Raw genomic sequence first — 23,385 nt, forward strand, 5'->3', positions numbered from 1 at the left:
CCGCCTAACCCAGAGTCTCGACCAGGCGATGCAACGCCTGCGCCGTGGTCTCACCATCCTGCACCAGCGCGAGACGAATGTAGCCCGCGCCGGGATTGAATCCGTCAGGTTGCTGTCGCGCCAGGAAGCTGCCGGGCACCACGCGCACACCTGCTTCCTTGAAAAGCTTGAGCGTCACGGACACGTCGTCGCCGATCCCCGACGTATTGAGCCAGACGCAGAAGCCGGCATCGGGCCGGCGATAGCCGTAACGGTTGCCGATGATCTGGTCGGCGAGGTCGAACTTGATCCGGTACAGCCTGCGGTTCTCCTCGACATGCGCTTCGTCGCCGTAGGCGAAGGTCGCGACATGCTGCAGCGGCACCGGCACCTGGGGCGCTGCGATGTTGCGCAGCTCCAGGAACATGCCGATGAATATCTTGTCGCCGGCGGCGAAGCCGACGCGCAGGCCCGGCAGGTTCGAGCGCTTCGATAGCGACTGGAACGCGGCCACGCGGGTGAAATCCGCGCCCGCGCATTCGAGCGCGCTGCCCGGCGCTTCGCGGGTGTAGATCTCCGAATAGCATTCGTCGCTGAGGATCATGAAGCCGTAGCGATCGGCGAGGCGCTTCAGGCGCGTGAAGTAATCGCGCGAGGCGACCGAGCCTTGCGGGTTGGCAGGCGAGGCCAGATAGAACGCCACGGTGCGCGCCAGCGTTGCCTCGTCGATGGCGTCGAGATCAGGCAGGAAGCCGTTTTCGACCGTGGTCGGCAGATAGACTGGCTCGCAGGCGGCAGCGAGAGCGCCGGCGCCATAGACTGGATAGAACGGGTTCGGCATCAGGATGGCGGGCTTGCCGGGGCGCGGGCCGACATAGCGCGCGGCTGCGATCGCGGCGAGGAACAGGCCCTCCCGGCTGCCATTGAGCACGAGAATCTCGCCCTTGGGGTCGAGCGCCCGCGGCAGCTTGAAGCGCGACGACATCCAGGCGCTTGCGGCCTGGCGGAACGGGTCGGTGCCCTGGTTCATCGGGTAACGCCCGAAATCGGCGATGTGCTTGGCCAGCACCGGCCCGACGAAATCGGGCACGGGATGCTGCGGTTCGCCGACCGCAAGCGAAATCAAGGGCTTGCCAGGCTGATGCGGCGCCAGCAGCTCGTTCAGACGGACGAAGGGCGAGCGTTCGTTGTTGGAGCTTCCACCGGCCTGCGGCGCACGGGATGAAGCGGTCATGACCATTCTGGGCGCCAGTACTCTTGGAACAGCCGGTCGCAGCACGGCGCCGGCGGGAAGCGGTTCAGTTCACCATAGATAGGGCGAGGTTAAGACGCGATTAACCATCGGTCGGCAGGTGCGTCCAGAGCTGGAATATTGAGGCCGGATAACAACGGGATGCGGGCGTGTTCGGGGGCTGCGTCATGGCCGGGCTTGTCCCGGCCATCCACGCCTTTCGGGCAGCACTCAAGAAACTGGATGCCCCGGACAAGCCCGAGCATGACGAGCTTGGCAAGCCTCCCGGCCTCAGCGCCCCGGCAGTTTCTCGAACGTCTTCATGCCCGCGGGGATCGCATGGAATTCCTGGATGTCGCAGGTGTAGATCGCCATCTGCGGATGGAACTGGGTCGGATCGTCCAGCGTGCCGACCTTCACCACCACGGCGGGCAGGCCCGGAACCTTGGTCACCAGATGGGTGCCGCATTCGGCGCAGAACTCACGCGTGACGGCGCGTTCGAGGTCCTTGCGGGTGAACTGCTTGGGCTGACCCTTGGTGTAGCTGAAGCCGGCCACCGGCATCGCGATGAAGGTGTTGGGCGCGCCGCCCGAGATGTACTGGCACTCGCGGCAATGACACTGGGCCTGCATCATCGGGTCGCCCTCGGCCTGGTAGCGCACTTCGCCGCAATAACATCCGCCTTCCAAACGCATGACGACCTCCCGCTTGTTGTTTCTTATGGGCGACATTTCTGCGCCGCCGGTGCGGAATGGCAATCCCTTTCTTCGCTGCGAAATCAAAAACAGCCGCGCGAAAAGAAAGGGGCTCCAGCTTGCGCTGGAGCCCCTCAACGGTCAGGGCATTGCCGGGTATGTGCCCGGACCGTAGTTGTGGACGCGGTCTCCGGGGAGACCGCGCCCGGGAGGAGCCTTACATGTTGTAGGCGCGCTCGGTGTGCTCGGTGATGTCGAGGCCTTCACGCTCGCTCTCGACATTGGTGCGCAGACCGACGATCACGTCGACGACCTTGTAGAGGATCGCCGAACCGACGCCCGACCACACCAGCGTAGTTCCGACGCCCCAGATCTGGGACATCATCTGCGCCGCGAAGTCGTAGTCGGCGACCTTCGGCGGGATCGCGGTATAGTCGATGATGCCGGCGCCGCCGAGGGCGGGGTTGACGAGAATGCCGGTGCCGAGGGCGCCGACGATGCCGCCGACGCAGTGCACGCCGAACACATCGAGGGAGTCGTCATAGCCGAGCGCGTTCTTCACGACGGTGCAGAAGAACAGGCAGACCACGCCGACGATGAGGCCGAGGACGATCGCGCCCATCACGCCGGAGAAGCCGGCGGCGGGGGTGACAGCCACGAGGCCCGCGACAGCGCCGGAGATGACGCCGAGCACCGACGGATGGCCCTTGATGATCCACTCCGCGAACATCCACGACAGCGCGGCGGCCGCGGTGGCGACGAAGGAGTTGGTCATGGCGAGCGCTGCGCCGCCGTTGGCTTCGAGGTTGGAGCCGGCGTTGAAGCCGAACCAGCCGACCCAGAGCAGCGAGGCGCCGATCATCGACATGGTCAGCGAGTGCGGAGCCATCAGCTCCTTGCCGTAACCGACGCGCTTGCCAATCAGGAGAGCGCCGACGAGGCCTGCGATGCCGGCGTTGATGTGCACCACGGTGCCGCCCGCGAAGTCGATCGCGCCCTTCTTGAAGATCCAGCCGGCGTCGGCGTTGATCTCGTCGAGCTTGGCCTGCGCCGCGGTCTTCGCCGCCGCGTCAGTCGCCGCGGCAAGAGCCTTGGCAGCGTCCTGGATCATGTCCGGGCCCGGCCAGTACCAGACCATGTGCGCGATCGGGAAGTAGATCAGCGTGACCCAGAGCGGGATGAACAGCGCGATCGCCGAGAACTTCATGCGCTCGGCAAAGGCGCCGACGATGAGGGCGGGGGTGATCGCCGCGAAGGTCATCTGGAAGCACATGTAGATGAGCTCCGAGATGTTGGCGTCGACCGAGAAGGTCGCGGCCTTCGAGTCGGTGGTGACGCCCATCATGAAGGCCTTGGAGAAGCCGCCGATGAAGTCGGAGCCGCCGGTGAAGGCCAGGCTGTAGCCGTACACGGCCCAGATCACGGTGACGACGCAGACGGTGTAGAACACCTGCATCAGGACGGAGAGCATGTTCTTGGAACGGACGAGACCGCCGTAGAACAGCGCGAGGCCGGGAATCGTCATCAACAGCACGAGCACTGTCGATGTCAGCATCCAGGCGTTGTCTCCCTTGTTGACCGTTGGCTCGGCGTAGGCTGCGGTCGCAGCGAACAGGCCGACTGCGAGAGCCGCCAATCCCGCGCCATAGGGACGCTTGAACGTCATATTATTCACTCCTGATTGGATAATGGTTGAGCGCGAAATCAAAGGGCCGCGGCATCGGCCTCGCCGGTGCGGATACGCACCGCGTGGTCAAGGTTGATGACGAAGATCTTGCCGTCGCCGATCTGTCCGGTCTTGGCGGCGGACGTGATGGCGTCGATGGTCTTGTCGACCTGGTCGGAGGCGACAGCGACCTCGATCTTGATCTTGGGCAGGAAGCTCACGGCATATTCGGCACCGCGATAGATTTCCGTATGGCCCTTCTGGCGGCCATATCCCTTGACTTCCGTCACCGTGAGACCGTGAACGCCGATGGCGGTCAGGGCGTCACGGACTTCTTCCAGCTTGAATGGCTTGATAATCGCCATAACAATTTTCATGGGTCCTATCCCCGCTTGGGCCCGGTCCGGACATGGCCGGGCGTTCTCGACTGGTTCGCCACGAGGGAGAAGTTCACTACGCGGGCACAGCCGGACCCATAGAATCAAATGCCGTGCCAGATCGGGCGCGTTGCCTAATGGACTATGAAAACGGGGGTTTTCGCGTTTGGCGGGTATTGCAGTGCGGTGCGCTATTCCGTCGCGCCCAAAACGTGGTCATGCCTGCTCAAAAGGAGTGCACGACAGGCTGCCGACACAATGTTGCTCATGTGTCGGGCAGCAAAAAGGTAATTACGTAGCGTCAGCGTTATTGCAGGGCTTCGCCGTGTTGCGAAATATCCAGCCCTTCGAGCTCGTGCTCACGGGATACGCGCAGTGGCACGAACAGGCCGACCAGCTTGAGCAGGACGAAGCTCACGCCGGCCGACCAGACGAAGGTGGCGGCGATCCCGTACAACTGGATCAGCACCTGCTGCGGATGGCCCTCGAACAGGCCGGCGGTGCCGCCGATGGCGCTGGTTGCGAACACGCCGGCGAGCAGGGTCCCGGTCAGGCCGCCGATGCCGTGGACGCCGAACACGTCGAGCGAATCGTCATAGTTGAAGCGGTGCTTCAGCCAGGTGCAGGCCCAATAGCAGACCGCACCGGCGACAATGCCGATGACGATGCCGTGCCAGGGCGCCACGAAGCCGGAGGCCGGCGTGATGGTGCCAAGCCCGGCCACCGCGCCGGAGATCATGCCGAGCACGGAGGGCTTGCGCCGCGTCGACCATTCGATCGCACCCCAGGTCAACGCGCCTGAGCAGGCCGCAAGATGCGTGGCGATGATCGCCATCACCGCGCGTGAATTGGCCGCGCCGGCCGAGCCGCCGTTGAAGCCGAACCAGCCGACCCACAGCAGGCCGGTGCCCATCACCGCGAGCGACAGATCGAACGGCGAGAGATTTTCGGAGCCGTAGCCTTGGCGACGCCCCATCACCTTCGCCGCAATGAGGCCGGAGGTGCCGGCCGACAGGTGCACCACGAGGCCGCCGGCGAAATCCAGCACGCCCATGCTGTTGAGAAAGCCGCCGCCCCACACCCAATGCGCCAGCGGAATGTAGACGAAGATGAACCAGGCCACGGAGAACAGAAGATAGGCGGAGAACCGCATCCGGTCGGCGACCGAGCCTGCGACCAGCGCCACCGTGATGATGGCAAACGTCATCTGGTACAGCATGAACAGCGCTTCAGGGATGGTCTTCGCCGCCGGATTGACGCTGTCCATGGTCATGCCGGCGAGAAACCAGCGGTCGAGCGTGCCGATCCACGGGCCATCGCCGACGAAGCAGAGCGAATAGCCGAACGCGACCCAGAGGATGGAGATCAGCGCGACCGCGGCGAGGCTCTGCGCCATGGTGGCGAGCACGTTCTTCTTGCGCACCATGCCGGAATAGAACAGGGCGAGGCCCGGGATCGTCATCATCAGCACCAGCGCGGTGGCGACGATCATCCAGGCGGTATCGGCGGCGTTGATCTCACTTGTCGCGGCTTGCGCCGGCGCGGCCATGACCAACGCAATTCCGATCGGCGCAGCCATGACAGCTGCGCGGCGCAACAATCCCGCCATATCGTTCCCCCCGGCATCAATTGGCGTCACACAAGCTAGCGTCGTTGCTGGTGCGATCGAAGAAGATCAAAGTGTTTTCGCGCGAAGTGGATACCGGTTCGCGTGAAGAAAACGCGTCAAAACAAGAATCTAAAGCGCGTCGCTGTCGGTTTCGCCGGTGCGGATGCGCAGCGCGTGATCGATCGGCGTGACGAAGATCTTGCCGTCGCCGATCTGCCCGGTGCGGGCGGAGGCCGTGATCACACCGACGGCCTTGTCGGCGATGTCGGAGGCCACCGCGATTTCGATGCGCAGCTTGGGCAGGAAGTTCACGACATATTCGGCGCCGCGATAGATCTCGGTATGGCCCTTCTGCCGGCCATAACCCTTCACCTCGGTCACAGTCATGCCGTGGACGCCGATCGCCGTCAGGGCCTGGCGGACCTCATCGAGCTTGAAGGGTTTGATGATCGCGACGACGAGTTTCATGGTCAGGCCTATTCCCCGGGATGCGCCGCGCCGTATGTCCCCGGCGCTGCGTCAATCTGGCATCTTTCCGGGCAAATGGCACAAAAAACTTGCAGATTGAAGCGCAAAAACGTTTGGCCAAGGGCGGTCATGTGAACGGCCGCCTCTGTACAGGGCAACCGTTCATCCTTCACAATGCATTTTTGGCATGGATTACGGTGAACCCGGGCCGGCCGAGCGGTACATAAGTATTTTGAGGGGACGCTTCATGGCGAGTTGGTTCTACGCATCCGAGGGCAAGCAGCAGGGGCCCTTTCCGGAAGGGCAATTCCGCGACCTCGTTGCCCAGGGTGTGGTGCGCCCGGATACGCTGGTGTGGACCGAGGGCATGGCCGGCTGGCAGAAGGCCGCCGAAATCCCCGGCCTGGTCGGGGGCGGCGGCGCGCCGCCGATGATCCCGGCGGGCGGCCCGCCGATGATGGGCTCCCGTGTTTCTGCTGGTGACGCCGGCGGCGGATCGCTGGCCGTCGATTTCGGCATCCTCGAGTTCACCTGGCGCACGCTCGTCTTCGTGATTGGCTCGTGCTTCATCATCCCGGTGCCGTGGCTATTTGTCTGGTACCTGAACTGGATCGTGCCCTGCGTGAAGGTCCCCGGACGGCCGAATCTCAGCTTCACCGGCACTGCGATGACGCTGGTGCCATGGTTCTTCGGCTTCATCGTTCTGGCGATCGCGATCGGTTTCGTCGGCAGCCAGCTGCTGAGCAATCTGCTGTTCATCGTCCAGATCGTGCTCTACTGGCTGCTGGTCAAATGGATGATCGCCAACCTCGCCTCCAGCGGGCAGCCGCTGGGCTTGAGCTTCACCGGCTCGGTCTGGGCCTATATCGGCTGGAATTTGCTGTTTGCGATTTCCATCATCACCATCATCGGCTGGGCCTGGGTCGCCGCAGCCCAGATGCGCTGGTTCTGCCGCAGCATCGAGGGCACGCGGCGCGAGATCGTGTTCAAGGGCTCGGGCCTCGACATCCTCTGGCGCGGCATCGTCGCTGCGATCCTGAGCAGCCTGATCATCCCGATTCCGTGGGTGTATCGCTGGATCATGAACTGGTTCGCGTCGCAGACCGAGCTCGCTCCGCGCGGGTCTCTTGGTGCTTGATCTCGAAAGCCTCGAACGCGAGACCTCGCGTTCGAGGTGATCATCCCTTGCGCTCGCGCACGGAGCCTTCCTGCGCGACGGAGGCGACCAATGTGCCGTCGGGCTTGAAGATCGAGCCGCGGGTCAAGCCGCGGCCGCCGCGCGCATTCGGCGAATCCTGGGCGTAGAGCAGCCATTCGTCGGCGCGGAATGGGCGGTGAAACCACATGGCGTGATCGAGGCTCGCCGGCATCATGCGCTTGTCGAACAGCGTGCGGCCATAGCGCGCCATGATCGCATCCAGCAGCGAGAAGTCCGAGGCATAGGCGAGCGCGCACATGTGCAGCGCCGGGTCGTCGGGCAGCTTCGCGGCGGTCTTGATCCAGACATGGATGCGGCCGTCGTCGATCTTCTGGCCGAAATAGCGGCCGAGTTCGACCGGACGCAGCTCGATCGGCCGGTCCGATTCATAATAGCGGCGGATGAACTCCGGCATCTCCTTGAACATCGGCTGCTTCGCCACCTCCTCTGCCGTGAGCTTCTCCGGTGGTGGCACGTCGGGCATCTTGTCCTGGTGATCGAAGGCGCTTTCCTCCTCGGCATGGAACGAGACCATGATCGAGAAGATGGCGTTGCCGTGCTGGATCGCGGTGACCCGGCGGGTCGAATAGCTCTTGCCGTCGCGCAGACGTTCGACCTGGTAGATGATCGGGATCTGCGGATCGCCGGGCAGGATGAAATAGCAATGCAGCGAATGTGGCAGCCGCCCCTCGACGGTGCGGCAGGCCGCGACCATCGCCTGTCCGATCACCTGGCCGCCGAACACGCGCTGCCAGCTCGTCTTCGGGCTGTTGCCGCGGAACAGGTTCACCTCGAGCTGTTCGAGGTCGAGGATCGAAATGAGGTCGATCAGGCTCTTGGACATCGGGTGCTTTCAATTGTCTCGTCATTCCGGAACATCGCGCCAGCGATGAACCCGGAATCCCGAGCTGATAACCTCGATATTCCGGGCTCGCGCATTGCGCGCCCCGGAATGACGGGAACGAAGGGCTCGCCGCCCTTGTTTCACCGCACTGTTTCGCCCAGCTCAAGTCTGCTAGCAAGACCGAGAATTGACCGGGAATTTGGGTATGTCGGTACAGGGAAGCATTGTCATTGGCGGCGGCGCGTTTGCCGGCCTCGCGCTGGCCTTGGCGTTACGCCAGGGGCTCGGCCCCGAGATCCCCGTCATCGTCGCCGATCCCGCGCTCGCGACACGTCCCAGCCGCGACCCCCGCGCGACCGCGATCGTGGCCGCCTGCCGCCGCCTGTTCGAGGCGATCGGCGCCTGGGAGGACGTCAAGGCCGAGGCGCAGCCGATCCTCGACATGGTCGTCACTGACTCCAAGCTGGAGGACGCTACCCGTCCGGTCTTCCTCAATTTCGCGGGCGACGTCGCGCCGGGCGAGCCCTTTGCGCATATGGTCGAGAACCGCCGGCTGATCGATGCGCTGACGGCGCGTGCGGAAGCCGAGGGCATCGATCTCCGTGCCACCACCGTGGCGTCCTACGATGCGCGGCCCGAAGGCATCGACGTGACGCTGGGCGACGGCAGCGTGATCGCCGCCGGCCTTCTGGTCGCCGCCGATGGCGCGCGCTCAAAGCTGCGCGAACGCGCGGGCATCGCGACTCATGGCTGGGAGTATGATCAATCCGGCATCGTCGTCACGGTCGGCCACGAGCGCGATCATGAGGGCCGCGCCGAGGAGCATTTCCTGCCGGCTGGTCCCTTCGCGATCCTGCCGCTCTCCGGCAAGCGCTCCTCGCTGGTGTGGACCGAGCGCCGGGCTGAGGCCGCGCGCATCGTTGCGCTCAGCGACGAGGAATTTCACGCCGAGCTCGAGCAGCGCTTCGGCCTGCATCTCGGCGAGGTCAAGGCGCTCGACAAGCCGCGCGCGTTTCCGCTGTCCTATTTCGTCGCGCGCTCCTTCATCGCCACCCGCCTCGCGCTGGTCGGCGATGCCGCCCATGTCATCCACCCCATTGCGGGCCAGGGCCTCAACATGGGCTTGAAGGATGTCGCGGCCTTGGCCGAAGTCGTGGTCGATGCCGCGCGGCTCGGCATGGATCTCGGCGGCGCCGACGTGCTCGAGCGCTACCAGCGCTGGCGCCGCTTCGACACCATGGCGATGGGCGTTGCCACCAACTCGCTGAACTTCCTGTTTTCCAACCAATCGACGCTGCTGCGCACCGTCCGTGACATCGGTCTCGGACTCGTCGACCGCGCCCCGCCGCTGAAGAACCTCTTCATCCGCCAGGCCGCCGGGCTCACGGGCGAGGTGCCACGGCTGTTGAAGGGCGAGGCGTTGTAGGATTTTCGTAGCCCGGATGGAGCGCAGCGTAATCCGGGGTCGCTGCACCGTCAGCGCAAGGATTCCCGGATTGCGCTGCGCTCCATCCGGGCTACGAGAAACTCAATCGATCTTCCGCGCCTCTTCCGGCAGCATGATCGGGATGCCGTCGCGGATCGGATAAGCGAGCTTGGCGCTGCGCGAAATCAGCTCCTGCTTGGCGGAATCGAACTCCAGCGGGCCCTTGGTCAGCGGGCAGACGAGAATCTCCAGCAATTTGGGATCGACGCTGGCTTCGGGACGTTCGGTGGGCGTATTCATTTTGGTCTCCGGCGTTCGGCTGCCTCTAGCACAGAAATTCGCCACCGCCCATCGCGGGCTCAAGCGGAGACCATCGTTAAGACCTCGTCGAGCATGGGCTGCAGCCGTGCCGCCGGCACCGGCGCGCCTGAAAGCGCGAAGCCGAGAAACGTCCAGTAGAGAATCTGTGCGCGGGCCTGCGCCGTCGCCGCTCCGAGCCCGCGCTTTCCCAGCAGCTGCTCGATATAGTCGAGCCTGCGGCGGTCGATCGCGCGCACGGCCCCTTGCGCAGCGGCATCGAAAGCCGCCCAATTGCGCACCGCGCGTTCGAGATCAAGCCGCGCGCCGAACGTCCTGCGCAGCAGCGCCTTCAACGGCTCGTCGCTGGCGGCCTCGACGTCGGCGATGATCTGCTCCGCCGCGATCTCGCGCCAGCGCTTCAGCACGGCGGCGTGGAACGCGCCGAGATCGGCGAAATGCCAGTAGAAACTGCCGCGCGACACCCCCATGGCCTTTGCCAGCGGGTCGGCCTTGAGCGCGGTGAAGCCGCTGCTGGCGAGCGCCTTGAGGCCTGCCTTGATCCAGTCGTCGGCTGAAAGCTGGTCGGTCATGTCGGGTTCCCGGAATTTGACCATACACTAGTGTATTGACAGGACGCAGACCAGCGCCTATCTCTCCATACGGTACTGTATGGACGGAGGAGGCGAGGTCTGCCGATGCGTGATCTGCTGCTGCAATGTGCCGGCGTCGCGGGAATCGTTGTCGCCCTGATCCATGGCGTGCTGGGCGAAACCAAGGTGTTCGCCAGGGCGACCATCACCCCGGAAAGCCTGCGCATGCTGATCCGCCTGGTCTGGCAGGCCGGGGCGGTCGCCTGGATCGGCGGCGGCGTGCTGCTGCTTGCGGCGCCCATGCTGGGATCGGACAGCGCGCGGCACTGGATCGTTGCGACCATCGTCGCCGTCTACGGCTTTGCGGCCGTCGCCAACGCGTGGTGGTCGCGCGGACGCGGCTTCGGCTGGAAGGCTCTCGCGGCCGTGGTCGCGCTGGCCGTCGCCGGATATTGAGGCTGCCGGCCCGCGCCAAAGGAGGAGCACGATGACTGATCGCGTCCGTGTGACTGTCGTGGATGACGTGGCCCACGTCCGCCTGAACCGTCCGGACAAGATGAATGCGCTCGATCCCGCGATGTTCGCGGCGCTCATCGAAGCCGGCGCAGACCTGCGCGACAGCCCGGAGATTCGGGCCGTCGTGCTCTCCGGCGAGGGACGCGCATTCTGCGCGGGCCTCGACCTGGAGCGCCTTGTCGCCACGACGCGAGGCGAGCCGCTGCTTCCGCCCGTGGATCTCACGCAGCGAACCCACGGCGTCGCGAATTATGCCCAGCACCTTGTCTGGCTCTGGCGCGAGCTGCCGGTGCCCGTGATCGCAGCGGTGCACGGCATTGCCTTCGGCGGCGGTTTCCAGCTCGCGCTCGGCGCGGACCTGCGCTACCTCGCGCCCGATACGAAGCTCGCGGTGATCGAGACGAAATGGGGGCTGGTGCCGGATATGTGCGGCACGCAATTGATGCGCCATCTCGCGCGCGAGGATATCGTGCGTGAGCTGACCTATACCGGGCGCGTTTTCTCGGCCGACGAGGCGGTAACCTACGGCTTTGCAACGCGGCTCGTCGATGATCCCGTGGCCGCGGCACTGGCAACGGCGCGTGAGATGGCTGGCCGCAGCCCTGATGCGATTCGTGCCGCCAAGCGGCTGCTCAAACTGTCCGCAACTTGCCAGGTGGCAACCGGTCTCGCCGCCGAGACTGCCGAACAGGCGGCGCTGCTCGGCTCCGTCAATCATGTCGAAGCGGTCAGGAGCAACCTCGAAGGCCGTACCCCACGATGGAGCCGCGCATGAGCATGCCGCACGGATTCGACCTGCCAGCGCTCGAGGCGGTCAACGCGTCCGCGGCGTTCAACCGCGCCGCGGGCTTCGACGTTGTTGCGGCCGGCAAGGGCGAGGCGACCATTCGCATGAATTGGCGCGACGAGCTCACCCAGTATTCCGGGCATCTCCACGCCGGCCTGATCGCGGCCCTGCTCGACACGGCCTGCGGGTTCGCCGCAGCAACGCTCGTGGGCGCGGTCACCGCATCGCATTTCTCGATGAACTGCCTGAGGCCGGCCATCGGTCGCTCCTTCCTCGCCAAGGGAACGACGCTCCGCACAGGGCGCAGGCAGGTGTTCGCCCGCGCCGAACTGTTCGCGGCCGATGAGCAAGATGCGTTGACCCTCGTCGCGACAGGCGAGACCGTGCTCGTCCCCACTGGCGAGCCGTCGCGCAAGACCGACGGGAGTTGAATCATGGCGCTGACGCTCGTCACCGGAGGTACAGGGCATCTCGGTCGGGATATCGTCGATCGCCTGGTTCGCGACGGACGTCGCGTTCGGGTGTTTGCACGATCGCCCGGCCTACGGACGGACGTCGAATGGGCCACAGGCGATCTCGCCACAGGCGCGGGGTTGCGGCACGCCCTGCATGACGTCGATACGGTGATCAATGCGGCGACCTATTCGCCGATCGCACGGCGCGGCGGCGTTCGTCCGATCGATTTCTTCAGATCGCCTTCCGCCGTGGATGTCGAGGGAACGGAGCGGCTGCTGTCGCTCTGCAGGGAGGCCGATGCACGGCATTTTCTGCATGTTTCGATCGTCGGGCTCGAGCAGGCAATCCTGCCCTACGCACGGATCAAGCTCGCCGGCGAACAGCTGGTGCGTGCCTCGGCCTTGTCCTGGTCCATCGTTCGCGCGATGCCGTTCTATTACCTGCTCGACAAATTGCTCTCGAGCCTCGCTTGGCTCCCGGTATGGCCGGTGCCGACCACGCTGTTCAATCCTGTCGATACATCGGATGTCGCCGATCACGTCATGACCTGCGCGTTCGACGGGGAGCGCGGCGTACGTGCCGAGATTGGTGGCCCCGAAGCTCTCGATCTCGTTGCCTTCGCCCGCCAATACCGGGATGCAAGGCAACTGCACCGGAAAATCCTGCCAATCGGCCTGTCCGAGGCGAAGGCGCGCGACATGGGCTTCGTCGTCAGCCAGGGTGTGCGCGGACGTCTCCGTTGGACGGACTGGCTGCAGCACAACTATCCGGGAATGCGAAGCGCGGCGTAACAGCTGGTGAGGCCGGCCGTTTATCCGGACCGTGAGGCGTAAGGCCGCACTGGTCGGCCGAATCCGCATTCTCCTCAGAGCGCGCTCACGTTTTCGTCCATGTTAGAACCAGTCTAAACTCAACAATAGAACTTATCTAAAGCGCGGCGTGCCCGTACCGGATTGACTTCATCATCCCCTTTGCTTCCTTCACTCCCGCTTCGCACCTCGCGTAGCGCGCACGACAGAAGAGGAGATGTTCGTGAAGGTCATTCGTGTTGTTGCCATTGCACTGACGGTCGGGATCGGCATGGGGTCGGCGGCCATGGCCGATGGTTTCAAGGACTGCACCAAGCTCGACAAGGCGTCGTGGAAGCCGGCCAGCGAGGCCGAAGCCAAGGCCAAGGCGCTCGGCTATGAAGTGCGCCGCTCCAAGATCGAAGGCTCGTGCTACGAGGTCTATGGCGTCAAGGAAGGCAAGCTTTACGAGCTGTTCTACAGCCCCGAAGATCTCAGCCTGAAGCACACGATCGCCAAGTAAATAGCCAAGCAAATAGCCAAGTAAATCGGCTGCGCGAATTGATCTGCGCAAAGCAGGGCTCGAGGATGGTCTTTGCTTGATTGAAGAAGCGATGCCAGAAGCGCGCGGGGCGTCCGACAGGACCCCCGCGGACCGAACCGCTTCGCGGACGGTCGTAGTCTGGGACCTCCCACTGCGCCTCTGGCACTGGGCTTTCGCGGCCTGCGTCCTGGCCGCGTGGTTCACGCCCACCGTCTATGATCGGCTTCACCGCATCGTCGGCTATGCGGTGCTCGGCCTTCTCGCCTTCCGCTTCGTCTGGGGCTTCTGGGGAAGCCGCTATTCGCGCTTCCGCATGATCAGGGCTCGGCTCCGCGCCGCGCCGGGCTATCTCTGGAATCTGCGCCGCGGCATCACCGGCCGCTATATCGGACTCAATCCCGCCGGCACGTTGATGCTGGTGGCGCTGTTGGTCTCGCTCACCGTCTCGGCGGTCACCGGCGCGATGTCGGTCACCGTCACCTTCTTCGGCGTCTGGTGGGTCGAAGACACCCACCATTATTCATCGGACGCGGCCATCGTCCTGGTCGTGCTGCATGTGCTCGGCGTGCTGCTGATGGGGATTCTCCAGCGCGAGAATCTGATCCGCGCAATGCTCACCGGCCGCAAGCACATTCGCAATCGTCCCTAGATATTCGTTGCCGATCGTTGCACGCCCTTCGCCCAGTTTGGGCGGGATTGCGACAGGAGGCATAGGAATGCCAGGCAAATTCGAATCGAATCCGAAGCATTAACGTGCCGGTAAGCATGCAACCGGACATTGCACGGGATTAACGCAAAGGACGCTTAGCCGGCCCACGATCGACCATATTGACGATGGAGCGGTACTGGATGTTCCGCATTTTCTCCTGTCTTACCGTTGAGCACGATTGGCGGCTGGTCCTGCTCGCTGGTCTGGTCTGCTTCGTCGCGAGCATCGTCGCGGTCAGTATTTTCCACCGTGCGATCGCGGCGCGCGCAAGAACGCGCCTGATCTGGATCGCGATCGCCGGCGCTGCGATCGGATACGGAATCTGGGCGACGCATTTCGTCGCCATGCTCGCCTACGAGCCCGGAGTCGCGACCGGCTACGGCATCGTGCTGACATCGCTTTCGCTGGCGACCGCAATGCTGCTGACGTCGGTGGGCTTCGGCGTTGCGGCCGGCGATTCCGGCCGGTGGCGCCCGGAGACAGGCGGCGTCATCATCGGTGGCGGCATTGCCAGCATGCACTATCTCGGCATGTGGGCCCTTGAAGTGCCGGGCCGCGTCGCGTGGTCGCTGGACCTCGTGCTGGTCTCGATCACACTCGGCGTGTGCTTCGGCTATGCCGCCCTGGCCGTCGCGATCAAGTATCGGCACTACCAGGGAACGCTCGCGGCGGCAGTCCTGCTGACGCTAGCCATCATCTCGCATCATTTCACTGCGATGGGTGCCGTGCACATCACGCCGGATCCGACGCGTGCGACGGACGCCCTGTCGCTGTCTCCGGGTGTGCTCGCGGTGGCCATCGCCGGAGTAGCACTGTCCGTGCTGGGCATGAGCCTGATCGGCGTGCTGGCCGATCGCCGCCTTGCAAGCAGAACCGCCAAATTCGAGGGGATCATCAGCCAGCTCTCCGACGCCCGGCAGCAGCTCGAAGATTCGCAGCACGAATTGCAGGAGCAGACGCTGAGGCTGGATACGGCGATCAACCATATGGTCGAGGGCCTTTGCATGTTCGACGCCGACAAACGGCTCGTGATTTGCAACGAGCGTTACGCCAATTTGTACCGTCTGCCGCCGGAGCTGCTGCGCGCGGGAACGCCGCATAGCGATATCATCAGGCATCGCATCATCAGCGGCACACTCAAGGGCGATACCAGCGCCGCCGCCGCCGAGCAGCAAATCTCGAAGCTCGATGCCCTGCCCGTCAATGCGGTGTCGAGCCGGATCGACGAGTTCGCCGATGGCCGGTTGATCTGCGTGACACGGCAGCCGATGGCCGGCGGCGGCTGGGTGGCAACCCATCTCGATGTCACGGAGCAACGCCGGTCCGAAGCCAAGATCGCCTATATGGCGCAGCACGACGCGCTGACGGAATTGCCAAATCGCGTGCTGATGAGGGCGCGTTTGGACCAGGCCTCTGCCATCACGCGCAATGGAGACCTCCATCTGGCGGTCCTCATGCTCGATCTCGACCGCTTCAAGGAGGTCAACGACACGCTTGGACATCCGGCGGGCGATTTGCTGTTGCGCGCGGTGGCGACGCGCTTGCGCGAGTGCAGCAGAGAAACGACGTTGATTGCCCGACTCGGCGGCGACGAGTTCGCCGTCGTGGACTATGTGACGAATCCGGTCGTGGAGGCGGCCACCCTCGCAGAGACGATCAAAGCGGCGCTCTGCGAGCCCTTTGATCTTGGCGACCATCAAGTCACGGTGGGAGCCAGCATCGGCATAGCCGTTGCGCCCCGCGATGGCGTCGATTCCGATGTCATTCTCAAGAGCGCCGATCTCGCCCTCTACGCGGCGAAGGCCGCCGGACGCGGCGCATTCCGCTTCTTCGAGCCGGAGCTGGACCAGCTCATCCACGTCCGGCGCAACCTGGAAAAAGATATGCGGAAAGCGCTGGCGCGGGGCGAATTCGAGCTCCATTACCAGCCGTTCGTGAGCGTGGAGAGCGGACGGATCTGCGGCTATGAGGCGTTGTTGCGGTGGCATCACCCCGAGCGCGGTCTGGTCCTTCCTGGCGAGTTCATTCCGCTCGCGGAGGAAACCGGCCTGATCCTGCCTATCGGCGAGTGGGTCTTGAGGGCGGCCTGCACTGAAGCCGCCAACTGGCCTTCCGATCTCACGATCGCAATCAACCTGTCTCCCGCCCAGTTCAGGAGCAAGGAGCTCGTCTCCATCATCGTCGGCGCCCTCGCGGCCTCGGGGATTGGTCCGCAAAGGCTCGAGCTCGAGATCACCGAGACGGTCATCATGCATGACAGCGAAGCGGTGTTCGCAGCCCTCGAACAGTTGCGTGAGCTCGGCGTGCGAATTGCCCTCGACGATTTCGGCACGGGCTATTCGTCGCTCAGCTTCCTGCAGAAATTTCCGTTCGACAAGGTCAAGATCGACCGCAGCTTCGTCAGCGAGCTCGCCAGCGAGGGCGAAGAGGCGCATCGGATCGCCCGCGCCGTGGTTGCATTCGCCGTCAGCCTCGGCAAGACGACGACCGCCGAGGGCGTCGAAACCCAGGAGCAGCTGGCCATTCTGCGCGAGGAGGGCTGTGCAGAGGCGCAGGGCTATTATTTCAGCCGGCCCATGCAGGCCTCAGGGATCGCGCAACCGGCGCAGCGGGAGGCCGAAGCGGCCATCTGCGCAGCCTGAAGCGCGATGCGATCAGGCTGAATCGCCGTCCCTCACTGCAGCGGCGGATCGCCGCTGGTACGCTTCTTGGCGAGGTCCATCTCGGTGACCGCGATCAGGATCTCGGCGCGGGTCTTCAGGTCGGGCGCCTCCAGCATGGCCTGCTTCTCCGCGGGGCCATAGGGCGACATCATCGCCAGCGCATTGACGAGCGCTTCATTGGGCGCGCTCTCGACGCCCTCCCAGTCGACCTTGAGATTGTTGGCCTTCAGGAAGTCCGCGAGTACCGAAAGCAGCGCCTCGCGGTCGACCTCCTCCTCGCCCATGCGCGCGGTGAAGTCATTGGCGTAGGCGAAGAAATCCACCTTGCACTGCCGGTAGGCCGTGAGCACCTCGAGCTCCTCGACCACCTTGAAGCGCGAGACGCCGGTGAGCTCGAGGATGTAGCGGCCGTCGCCGGATTCGGCGAGCTGGGTGATGCGGCCGACGCAGCCGACCCGGAACAGGGTCGGCTTGTCGGAATCCTTCGGGGAATGCGCGACGTCGGGCTGGATCATGCCGATCAGCCGATGGCCGTCGCGGAAACTGTCGTCGACCATCGCAAGGTAGCGCGGCTCGAAGATGTTGAGCGGCATCTGGCCGCGGGGCAGCAGCAGCGCGCCCGGCAGCGGAAACACCGGAATGATCTCCGGAAGGTCGGCGGGCCCGCGATATTCGATGTTGATCGGCATCTGCCCGGTCCCCCCTGGCCTTGCCAGCGCGCCTTACGAAAACAGGATCGTCGACAAACGCTTGCGTCCCTCGACGGTTGCATCATCCGTGCCGCCCCAGGCCTCGAAGAACTGCACCAGCTGCTTGCGGGCGCCGTCGTCGTTCCATTTGCGGTCGCGCCTGACGATCTCGAGCAGCTGCGCGGTGGCAGCCGTGCGGTCGCCTTTCGCGTTGAGCGCGGTCGCCAGGTCGAATCGGGCCTGATGATCGAGCGGGTTTGCGGCGACTTTCTGTTCCAGCTCCGCGACCGGCCCGAGCGATTGCGCCTGCTCGGCGAGATCGATCGTGGTCTGCACGGCCTTCACCGCGGGGTCGTTGCGCTTGGATTCCGGCACCATGGCCAGCGTCTGCTTGGCCTGCTCCATCGCGCCGGAGGTGGCGTAGCATTTTGCGAGGCCCGCGAGCGCGGCGATGTTGGTCGAATCGTACTGGAGCACCTCAGCATAGATCTGCGCGGCGGCCGCGGCGTCGCCCTCCGCGAGGACGGCTTCGGCCTCCTGCAGGATTTCGGCGATATTCGGCTCGCCCGGCGCGGTCACGCCCTTGGTCAGCTTCTCGATGAAGGCGTTAAGCTGGCTCTCGGGCACCGCGCCCATGAAGCCGTCGGCCGGCTGGCCGTTGACGAAGGCGATCACGGCCGGGATCGACTGGATGCCCATCTGGCCCGGGATCGCGGGGTGCTGGTCGATGTTCATCTTGACCAGCTTGACCTTGCCCTTGGCCGCCCTGACCGCCTTTTCCAGCACGGGGGTGAGCTGCTTGCAGGGGCCGCACCACTCCGCCCAGAAATCGATCAGCACCGGCTGGCGCTTCGATTCCTCGATGACGTCCTTCACGAAGGTCTGGGTGGTGGTGTCCTTGATCAGATCGGCGGCGGCTGGGTTCGCGGCTCCGTTACCCTGGTCGATGATCGTCACGGGATCCCCTCGTCTGATGTCCGAAATGGCGGCTCTTTAGCACGTCGCCGCTTCCTGTGCTTTGCTGTCGGCTCCTAAATTGGGCCGAATGGGCCGAATTTCAATCCACCGCGGCCGATTCGGCGGTTCCGGGACCTTTTCGGGCCGTTTGGCCGCAGGAGGGCCCCAAATAGCGCCCTCGAATGCCAATTGATGCCGCCGGTAGCTGTTGCATTCCCCTCCCGCTTTTGGCATACGACAGCCGTTGCCGGCGCGTCACGCGACCGACACAGGATGCGGGTGTAGCTCAGTGGTAGAGCACGACCTTGCCAAGGTCGGGGTCGAGGGTTCGAGCCCCTTCGCCCGCTCCAAATTTTCCCAGAGCATCCAGCCAAACCGTACAGAATCGTGGTTCTCCACGCGGCTGGCGGCTGTCTTGGGGGCGCAATGACAATCCTGGTCACCGGCAGCGCCGGCCATCTCGGTGAAGCCATCATCCGCACCCTGCGTGGGCGCGGCTCGCCCGTGAGCGGGATCGACCTGAAGCCCTCGCGGTTCACCGATGCCGTCGGCTCGATCGTCGATCCCGGCTTCGTGTGGGGCCAGATGGCCGGCGTTGCCGCGGTGATCCACACCGCGACGCTGCACAAGCCGCATGTGGCGACCCACACCAAGCGGGACTTCGTCGACACCAACGTCACGGGCACGCTCAATCTGCTCGAGGCGGCGGCTTCTGCCGGTGTGCGCAGCTTCGTCTTCACCAGCACCACCAGCGCGTTCGGCTCGCAGCTTCGGTCCGGGGCCGGACAGGCTGCGGTCTGGGTCACCGAGGATCTGCCGTCGGTCCCGAAGAACATCTACGGCACCACAAAGCTGATGGCGGAGAATCTGTGCGAGCTGTTCTTTCGCGAGCGCGGCCTGCCGGTGGTCGTGTTGCGAACCTCGCGCTTCTTTCCGGAGGACGACGATGATCCCGCGATGCGGTCGGCTTACGCGCTGGACAACGCGCAGGCCAATGAGCTGCTCTATCGCCGGCTGGATATCGCGGACGCGGTGAGCGCTCATCTGCTCGCCGTCGAGCGCGCGGCAAAGATCGGGTTTGGCCGTTACATCGTCTCGGCCACCAGCCCGTTCGAGCCGCGTCATCTCGTGGCGCTGGCGCGCGATGCGGCCGGTGTCGTGCGTGAGCTCTATCCGGATTGCGCGGAGCTCTATGCGGCGCGGGGCTGGACCCTGTTCCGCGAGATCGACCGTGTCTATGTCAACGAACGCGCGCGTCGCGAGCTGGGCTGGCGGCCGGAGTATGATTTCGCGCATGTGCTGCGCAGCCTGCGCGAGAGCCGCGATTTTCGCAGTAGGCTGGCGCGCGAGATCGGCGCGAAAGGCTATCACGACATGGTGTTCGACGATGGACCCTACCCCGTCGCCGGGTAAGCGCGCGATTGCTGTTTTGCCCGACGAGTCAACTGCCTGCGGGGCTCGCCCCGCGCGGCGCGACCTGCGCCGTTCTACTGTGCATGGGGTTGTTTTCGCGTTTTTTGTTTTCCCGTTCTCGGCCTTGATTCCGCGTTGCAGCGAGAGCCCTGTCGTCACGCCGTTCGCTTGTTGACACTCCGTCTCAATTTTTATGCGGCGCAACTGCGGTGCGTGCGCCGCGCTTCTCAGCGCTCGCAGATGTGCTAACCTTTTTGCGTCTGTCGTCCCGACGGACCCAAAACTTCGCCTCTCGACTAGCAAAATAAAATAAATCGCAGCCCTGACGGCTGCCTTAGGGGAGTGACGCGATGACATCGGTGTTCCATCGATCCGTGTTGGCGCTTGCAGCCGTGGCCCTTCTTGCCGGGACCAGTGCTGCCAGCGCGCAAGACAAGAGCAAGCCACTCAAGAAATACGAATCCGGCACCAAGGAGTTCTGGACCCATCCGCCGGATGACTGGTTCCTTGGCGACGAGACCGAGGCGCAGAAGGGCCTAGCGCCGCCGTCCGGCCCGCCGACCGGCGCTTCCGACGCCGAGCTCGCCAACATCATCAAGAAGGTCAAGCTGCCGCCGGGCTTCAAGATGGAGGTCTATGCCTCCGGTGTGCTGGCTGCGCGGCAAATGGCCTGGGGTGACAAGGGCACGCTGTTCGTCGGCTCGTTCGGCCTCGGCAACGTCTATGCCATCAAGGACAATGGCGGGAAGAAAGAGGTCAAGACCATCCTCAAGGGGCTGAACATGCCCACCGGCCTCGCCGTCAAGGACGGCGCGCTCTACGTCATCGCGGTCGACAAATTGATCCGCTACGACGACATCGAAAACAAGCTCGACAATCCCGGCGAGGGCAAGGTCGTCTATGACGACATGCCGTCCTATGCCGCGCATGGCTGGAAGTACATCGCGGTCGACAAGGAAGGCTGGTTCTACATTCCGTTCGGACCGCCCTTCAACATCGGCATCCCGCCGACCAGCGTCTCGCAGATCCGGCGTGTCGATCCCAAGACCGGCAACGCGGAGATCTATGCGCTCGGCGTGCGCAACTCGGTCGGCGGAGACGTCGATCCGCGCACCGGCAAGTACTGGTTCACCGAGAATGCCCGCGACTGGATCAGCGATGATCTGCCCTCAGACAAGCTGAACATGATCAACAAGATCGGCGAGCATTTCGGCTATCCCTACTGTCACCAGGGCAATCTGCCGGACGACAAGTTCGCGATGGGCCACAAGTGCTCCGAGTTCACGCCGCCCGTGCTGAATCTCGGCGCCCATGTCGCTCCGCTCGGCATGAAGTTCTACACCGGCGACCAGTTCCCCGCCGAGTACAAGAACAACATCCTGATCGCCGAGCACGGCTCCTGGAATCGGCACAAATATCAGGGCGGCCGCATCATGCGCGTGATCGTCGGGCCTGATGGCAAGAACCCCAAGCAGGAGGTGTTCGCCTCCGGCTGGATCGAGGGCGACCAGGGTTATCTCGGCCGTCCTGACGACATCATCCTTGCCAAGGATGGATCGATCCTGGTTGCCGACGACTGGGCCGGCGCGATCTATCGCATCAGCTACAGCAAGAAGTAAGCGCGACGTTGCGAAGAGGCTGCGACCGGGTGACGGCCGCAGCCTCTTTCATGACAAGGTCCTTCACTGCCGTTCCGGATCGCGCGCCAGCGCAACCCCGGAACCCATAACCCCGACTGGTGGTTATGGATTCTCGGATGCGCAATCGCGCATCGGAGCTCGCCCTCCGCACGCCCCGGAATGACGGGCTCGTTAAATCGGATCCTCATCATGCGCCGTCAGTTTTTGTCGTACGCTATCGGTGCGCTATTGCTCGCAGCGCCAGCCTTCATCCCGGCCCAGGCCGCCGATAATTCCGCGATCAAGGAGAAGGCCTCGGTCTGCTCCGGCTGTCACGGCGAGAACGGCATTTCGCAGACCGAGAACATCCCCTCGCTGGCCGGGCAGCCCGATCAATTCATCCAGTGGCAGCTGGTGTTCTTCCGCGCCGGCTCGCGCAAGAACGACCAGATGAAGCCGATTGTCGAGGAGATCACCAACGAGGACATCCGCAGCTTCGGCGCCTATTTCTCCCAGATGACGCCGCCGAAGGCAGCGGACGACGGCGATCCGGACCTGTCGAACAAGGGTGCGCAAGTTGCCGCCGGCCGCCGCTGCGCTTCATGTCACACGGACAGCTTCGCCGGCACCAAGGCAGTCGCGCGGCTCGCGGGTCAACGCGAGGAATATCTGGTCAAGGCGCTGCATGACTACAAGGCGGGCCAGCGCGTCGGCGGCGGCGTCGCCGCGATGGCCGACGTCGCCTATCACATGAGCGACGAGGAAATCACCGCCGTCTCGCACTATCTCGCGCATTTGAAATAGTTGCCGCAAACGCCACACCGAGTGTGTGGCGGGCCACTACCCCGCCCGCTGCTTTTCGTACGCCTTCAAATGGGTATACGCGATGCGCAGCTTCGGCACCGGCACCTTGGCGGCGTCTGCGCGCGCGATGAGGTCGCCGATGACGTGATCGGCCTCGACCGGCAGGCCGGCCTTGATGTCGCGGAACATCGAGGCGGTCATCGGCGATCCCTCAGCGGTGAGGTTGCCTTTCACCCGTTCGAAGAACGGCCCGCCTGGCGGATAGCCCGACGCAGTGGCGATCGCACTGGTCTCATCCAGCATGCCGAGCAGGAAATCCCGGCCGCCGGGCGCTGCGAGGATGTTGCCGACGGAGGTCCGCATCAGGCTGGTGGACGCTGCGAGCGAGGACAGGAACACCCACTTCTCCCACATGTCCTGCATGATGTTCTGGCTGGCGGCGGCGCCGGTGATGCCGCTCTTGAAGGCTTCATCGATCGCCTTGACGCGATCCGACAGCTTGCCGTCGCGCTCGCCGTAACTGATCGCCTGCATCGGCTGGAGCTGCACCACCTCACGCTTCTCGTTCAAGGTCGCCGCGATGGCGCAGAGGCCGCCGAGCACGCGCTCCTTGCCGAACTTGCCGTCGAGGATGTCGAGATGGCGCATGCCGTTGAGCATCGGGATGATCGCGGTGTCCGGCCCGACGGCCGCGGCAAACGATGTGATGGCGTCGTCGAGATCGAACGCCTTGCAGCTCAGGAGCACGACGTCGAACTTGTCCTTGAGCGCGTCGGCCTGCACGGTCGGCGGATTCGTCAAGGTCACATCGCCATTGGGGCTCTTGATGACGAGCCCGGCGCTCGCGAGCTCGCTGGCCCGGCGCGGCCGGACCAGGAAGGTGACGTCGCGGCCGGCCTGCAACAGCCTGCCACCAAAATAGCCGCCGATGGCGCCGGCGCCGACCACGAGGATACGCATGGGATGCTCCGTTCTTTTCTTGGCGAATGGCGAATAGGGAGTAGCGAATAGCAGGCGCGATTTCCACTCGCTATTCGCTACCCGCCATTTGCGCGC

24 protein-coding genes and 1 tRNA gene are annotated in these 23,385 nt (G+C 64.3%); 13 read left to right on the plus strand and 12 right to left on the minus strand.

Features of this window, described 5'->3' with window-relative positions:
- Positions 1–4 precede the first annotated feature (4 nt).
- The 6 genes from XH83_RS01165 to XH83_RS01190 all read right to left on the minus strand — a co-directional run bounded on the left by XH83_RS01165 (position 5) and on the right by XH83_RS01190 (position 6,026).
- Positions 5–1,219 (minus strand): aminotransferase class I/II-fold pyridoxal phosphate-dependent enzyme, encoded by a 1,215-nt coding sequence (locus tag XH83_RS01165; protein ID WP_194405287.1) that lies wholly within the window; start codon positions 1,217–1,219, stop codon positions 5–7.
- Positions 1,220–1,501: 282 nt separating this feature from the next.
- Positions 1,502–1,906, minus strand: a complete 405-nt coding sequence (locus tag XH83_RS01170; protein WP_194405288.1) for a GFA family protein — start codon at positions 1,904–1,906, stop codon at positions 1,502–1,504.
- A 217-nt stretch (positions 1,907–2,123) separates the two neighbouring features.
- Positions 2,124–3,572, minus strand: coding sequence for an ammonium transporter (locus XH83_RS01175; RefSeq protein ID WP_194405289.1), 1,449 nt, complete (start codon positions 3,570–3,572; stop codon positions 2,124–2,126).
- Positions 3,573–3,610: 38 nt separating this feature from the next.
- Positions 3,611–3,949, minus strand: a complete 339-nt coding sequence (locus tag XH83_RS01180; RefSeq protein WP_008142813.1) for a P-II family nitrogen regulator — start codon at positions 3,947–3,949, stop codon at positions 3,611–3,613.
- Positions 3,950–4,256: 307 nt separating this feature from the next.
- The gene (locus XH83_RS01185) at positions 4,257–5,558 is read right to left on the minus strand and encodes an ammonium transporter (RefSeq protein WP_194405290.1); all 1,302 of its coding nucleotides are present in this window, start codon (positions 5,556–5,558) and stop codon (positions 4,257–4,259) included.
- 129 nt (positions 5,559–5,687) lie between these two features.
- Positions 5,688–6,026, minus strand: coding sequence for a P-II family nitrogen regulator (locus XH83_RS01190; protein WP_027535359.1), 339 nt, complete (start codon positions 6,024–6,026; stop codon positions 5,688–5,690).
- A 247-nt stretch (positions 6,027–6,273) separates the two neighbouring features.
- On the opposite strand from XH83_RS01190, the gene XH83_RS01195 reads away from it, so the two are divergent.
- On the plus strand, positions 6,274–7,164 hold the full coding sequence (locus XH83_RS01195; protein WP_194405291.1) for a DUF4339 domain-containing protein: 891 nt from the start codon (positions 6,274–6,276) through the stop codon (positions 7,162–7,164).
- Between the two features lie 40 nt (positions 7,165–7,204).
- On the opposite strand, the gene tesB is transcribed toward XH83_RS01195, so the two are convergent.
- Positions 7,205–8,068 carry an acyl-CoA thioesterase II gene (tesB, locus tag XH83_RS01200; protein ID WP_194405292.1) on the minus strand — a complete coding sequence of 288 codons (864 nt, stop codon included), beginning with the start codon at positions 8,066–8,068 and terminating at the stop codon, positions 7,205–7,207.
- A 205-nt stretch (positions 8,069–8,273) separates the two neighbouring features.
- On the opposite strand from tesB, the gene XH83_RS01205 reads away from it, so the two are divergent.
- Positions 8,274–9,494, plus strand: coding sequence for a ubiquinone biosynthesis hydroxylase (locus XH83_RS01205; protein WP_194405293.1), 1,221 nt, complete (start codon positions 8,274–8,276; stop codon positions 9,492–9,494).
- Between the two features lie 102 nt (positions 9,495–9,596).
- On the opposite strand, the gene XH83_RS01210 is transcribed toward XH83_RS01205, so the two are convergent.
- Entirely contained in the window at positions 9,597–9,794 is a 198-nt protein-coding gene (locus tag XH83_RS01210; protein WP_194405294.1) for a Trm112 family protein, read from the minus strand.
- 59 nt (positions 9,795–9,853) lie between these two features.
- Complete coding sequence (locus XH83_RS01215) at positions 9,854–10,384, minus strand: TetR/AcrR family transcriptional regulator (RefSeq protein WP_194405295.1); 531 nt, start codon at positions 10,382–10,384, stop codon at positions 9,854–9,856.
- 105 nt (positions 10,385–10,489) lie between these two features.
- Between XH83_RS01215 and XH83_RS01220 the strand changes: the two genes are divergently transcribed.
- From XH83_RS01220 to XH83_RS01250, 7 genes are all read left to right on the plus strand, one after another.
- Positions 10,490–10,840, plus strand: coding sequence for a hypothetical protein (locus XH83_RS01220; RefSeq protein ID WP_194405296.1), 351 nt, complete (start codon positions 10,490–10,492; stop codon positions 10,838–10,840).
- A gap of 31 nt (positions 10,841–10,871) precedes the next feature.
- Positions 10,872–11,675, plus strand: a complete 804-nt coding sequence (locus XH83_RS01225; protein WP_194405297.1) for a crotonase/enoyl-CoA hydratase family protein — start codon at positions 10,872–10,874, stop codon at positions 11,673–11,675.
- Complete coding sequence (locus XH83_RS01230; protein ID WP_194405298.1) at positions 11,672–12,118, plus strand: PaaI family thioesterase; 447 nt, start codon at positions 11,672–11,674, stop codon at positions 12,116–12,118. Before XH83_RS01225 ends, XH83_RS01230 begins: the two co-directional genes overlap by 4 nt.
- 3 nt (positions 12,119–12,121) lie before the next feature.
- Positions 12,122–12,934, plus strand: a complete 813-nt coding sequence (locus XH83_RS01235) for an SDR family oxidoreductase (protein WP_194405299.1) — start codon at positions 12,122–12,124, stop codon at positions 12,932–12,934.
- 241 nt (positions 12,935–13,175) lie between these two features.
- On the plus strand, positions 13,176–13,454 hold the full coding sequence (locus XH83_RS01240) for a PepSY domain-containing protein (RefSeq protein ID WP_063198686.1): 279 nt from the start codon (positions 13,176–13,178) through the stop codon (positions 13,452–13,454).
- Positions 13,455–13,545: 91 nt separating this feature from the next.
- On the plus strand, positions 13,546–14,124 hold the full coding sequence (locus XH83_RS01245; protein ID WP_246776395.1) for a cytochrome b/b6 domain-containing protein: 579 nt from the start codon (positions 13,546–13,548) through the stop codon (positions 14,122–14,124).
- 200 nt (positions 14,125–14,324) lie between these two features.
- Entirely contained in the window at positions 14,325–16,826 is a 2,502-nt protein-coding gene (locus XH83_RS01250; RefSeq protein ID WP_194405301.1) for an EAL domain-containing protein, read from the plus strand.
- Positions 16,827–16,858: 32 nt separating this feature from the next.
- Here XH83_RS01250 and XH83_RS01255 read toward each other — a convergent pair whose 3' ends face one another.
- The gene (locus XH83_RS01255) at positions 16,859–17,536 is read right to left on the minus strand and encodes an LON peptidase substrate-binding domain-containing protein (RefSeq protein ID WP_194405302.1); all 678 of its coding nucleotides are present in this window, start codon (positions 17,534–17,536) and stop codon (positions 16,859–16,861) included.
- A 33-nt stretch (positions 17,537–17,569) separates the two neighbouring features.
- Positions 17,570–18,493 carry a thioredoxin gene (gene trxA / locus XH83_RS01260; RefSeq protein ID WP_194405303.1) on the minus strand — a complete coding sequence of 308 codons (924 nt, stop codon included), beginning with the start codon at positions 18,491–18,493 and terminating at the stop codon, positions 17,570–17,572.
- A 275-nt stretch (positions 18,494–18,768) separates the two neighbouring features.
- Between trxA and XH83_RS01265 the strand changes: the two genes are divergently transcribed.
- The 4 genes from XH83_RS01265 to XH83_RS01280 all read left to right on the plus strand — a co-directional run bounded on the left by XH83_RS01265 (position 18,769) and on the right by XH83_RS01280 (position 22,329).
- Positions 18,769–18,843: transfer RNA gene (locus tag XH83_RS01265), tRNA-Gly, on the plus strand.
- Positions 18,844–18,919: 76 nt separating this feature from the next.
- Positions 18,920–19,906: an NAD(P)-dependent oxidoreductase gene (locus XH83_RS01270; RefSeq protein ID WP_194405304.1), complete on the plus strand. Its 987-nt coding sequence runs from the start codon at positions 18,920–18,922 to the stop codon at positions 19,904–19,906.
- Positions 19,907–20,256: 350 nt separating this feature from the next.
- On the plus strand, positions 20,257–21,525 hold the full coding sequence (locus XH83_RS01275) for a sorbosone dehydrogenase family protein (RefSeq protein WP_194405305.1): 1,269 nt from the start codon (positions 20,257–20,259) through the stop codon (positions 21,523–21,525).
- A 210-nt stretch (positions 21,526–21,735) separates the two neighbouring features.
- On the plus strand, positions 21,736–22,329 hold the full coding sequence (locus tag XH83_RS01280) for a c-type cytochrome (protein ID WP_194405306.1): 594 nt from the start codon (positions 21,736–21,738) through the stop codon (positions 22,327–22,329).
- A 36-nt stretch (positions 22,330–22,365) separates the two neighbouring features.
- On the opposite strand, the gene panE is transcribed toward XH83_RS01280, so the two are convergent.
- Positions 22,366–23,289 carry a 2-dehydropantoate 2-reductase gene (gene panE / locus XH83_RS01285; RefSeq protein WP_194405307.1) on the minus strand — a complete coding sequence of 308 codons (924 nt, stop codon included), beginning with the start codon at positions 23,287–23,289 and terminating at the stop codon, positions 22,366–22,368.
- Positions 23,290–23,385 lie beyond the last annotated feature (96 nt).

The organism is Bradyrhizobium sp. CCBAU 53351 (assembly GCF_015291745.1).
Classification (GTDB): Bacteria; Pseudomonadota; Alphaproteobacteria; order Rhizobiales; family Xanthobacteraceae; genus Bradyrhizobium.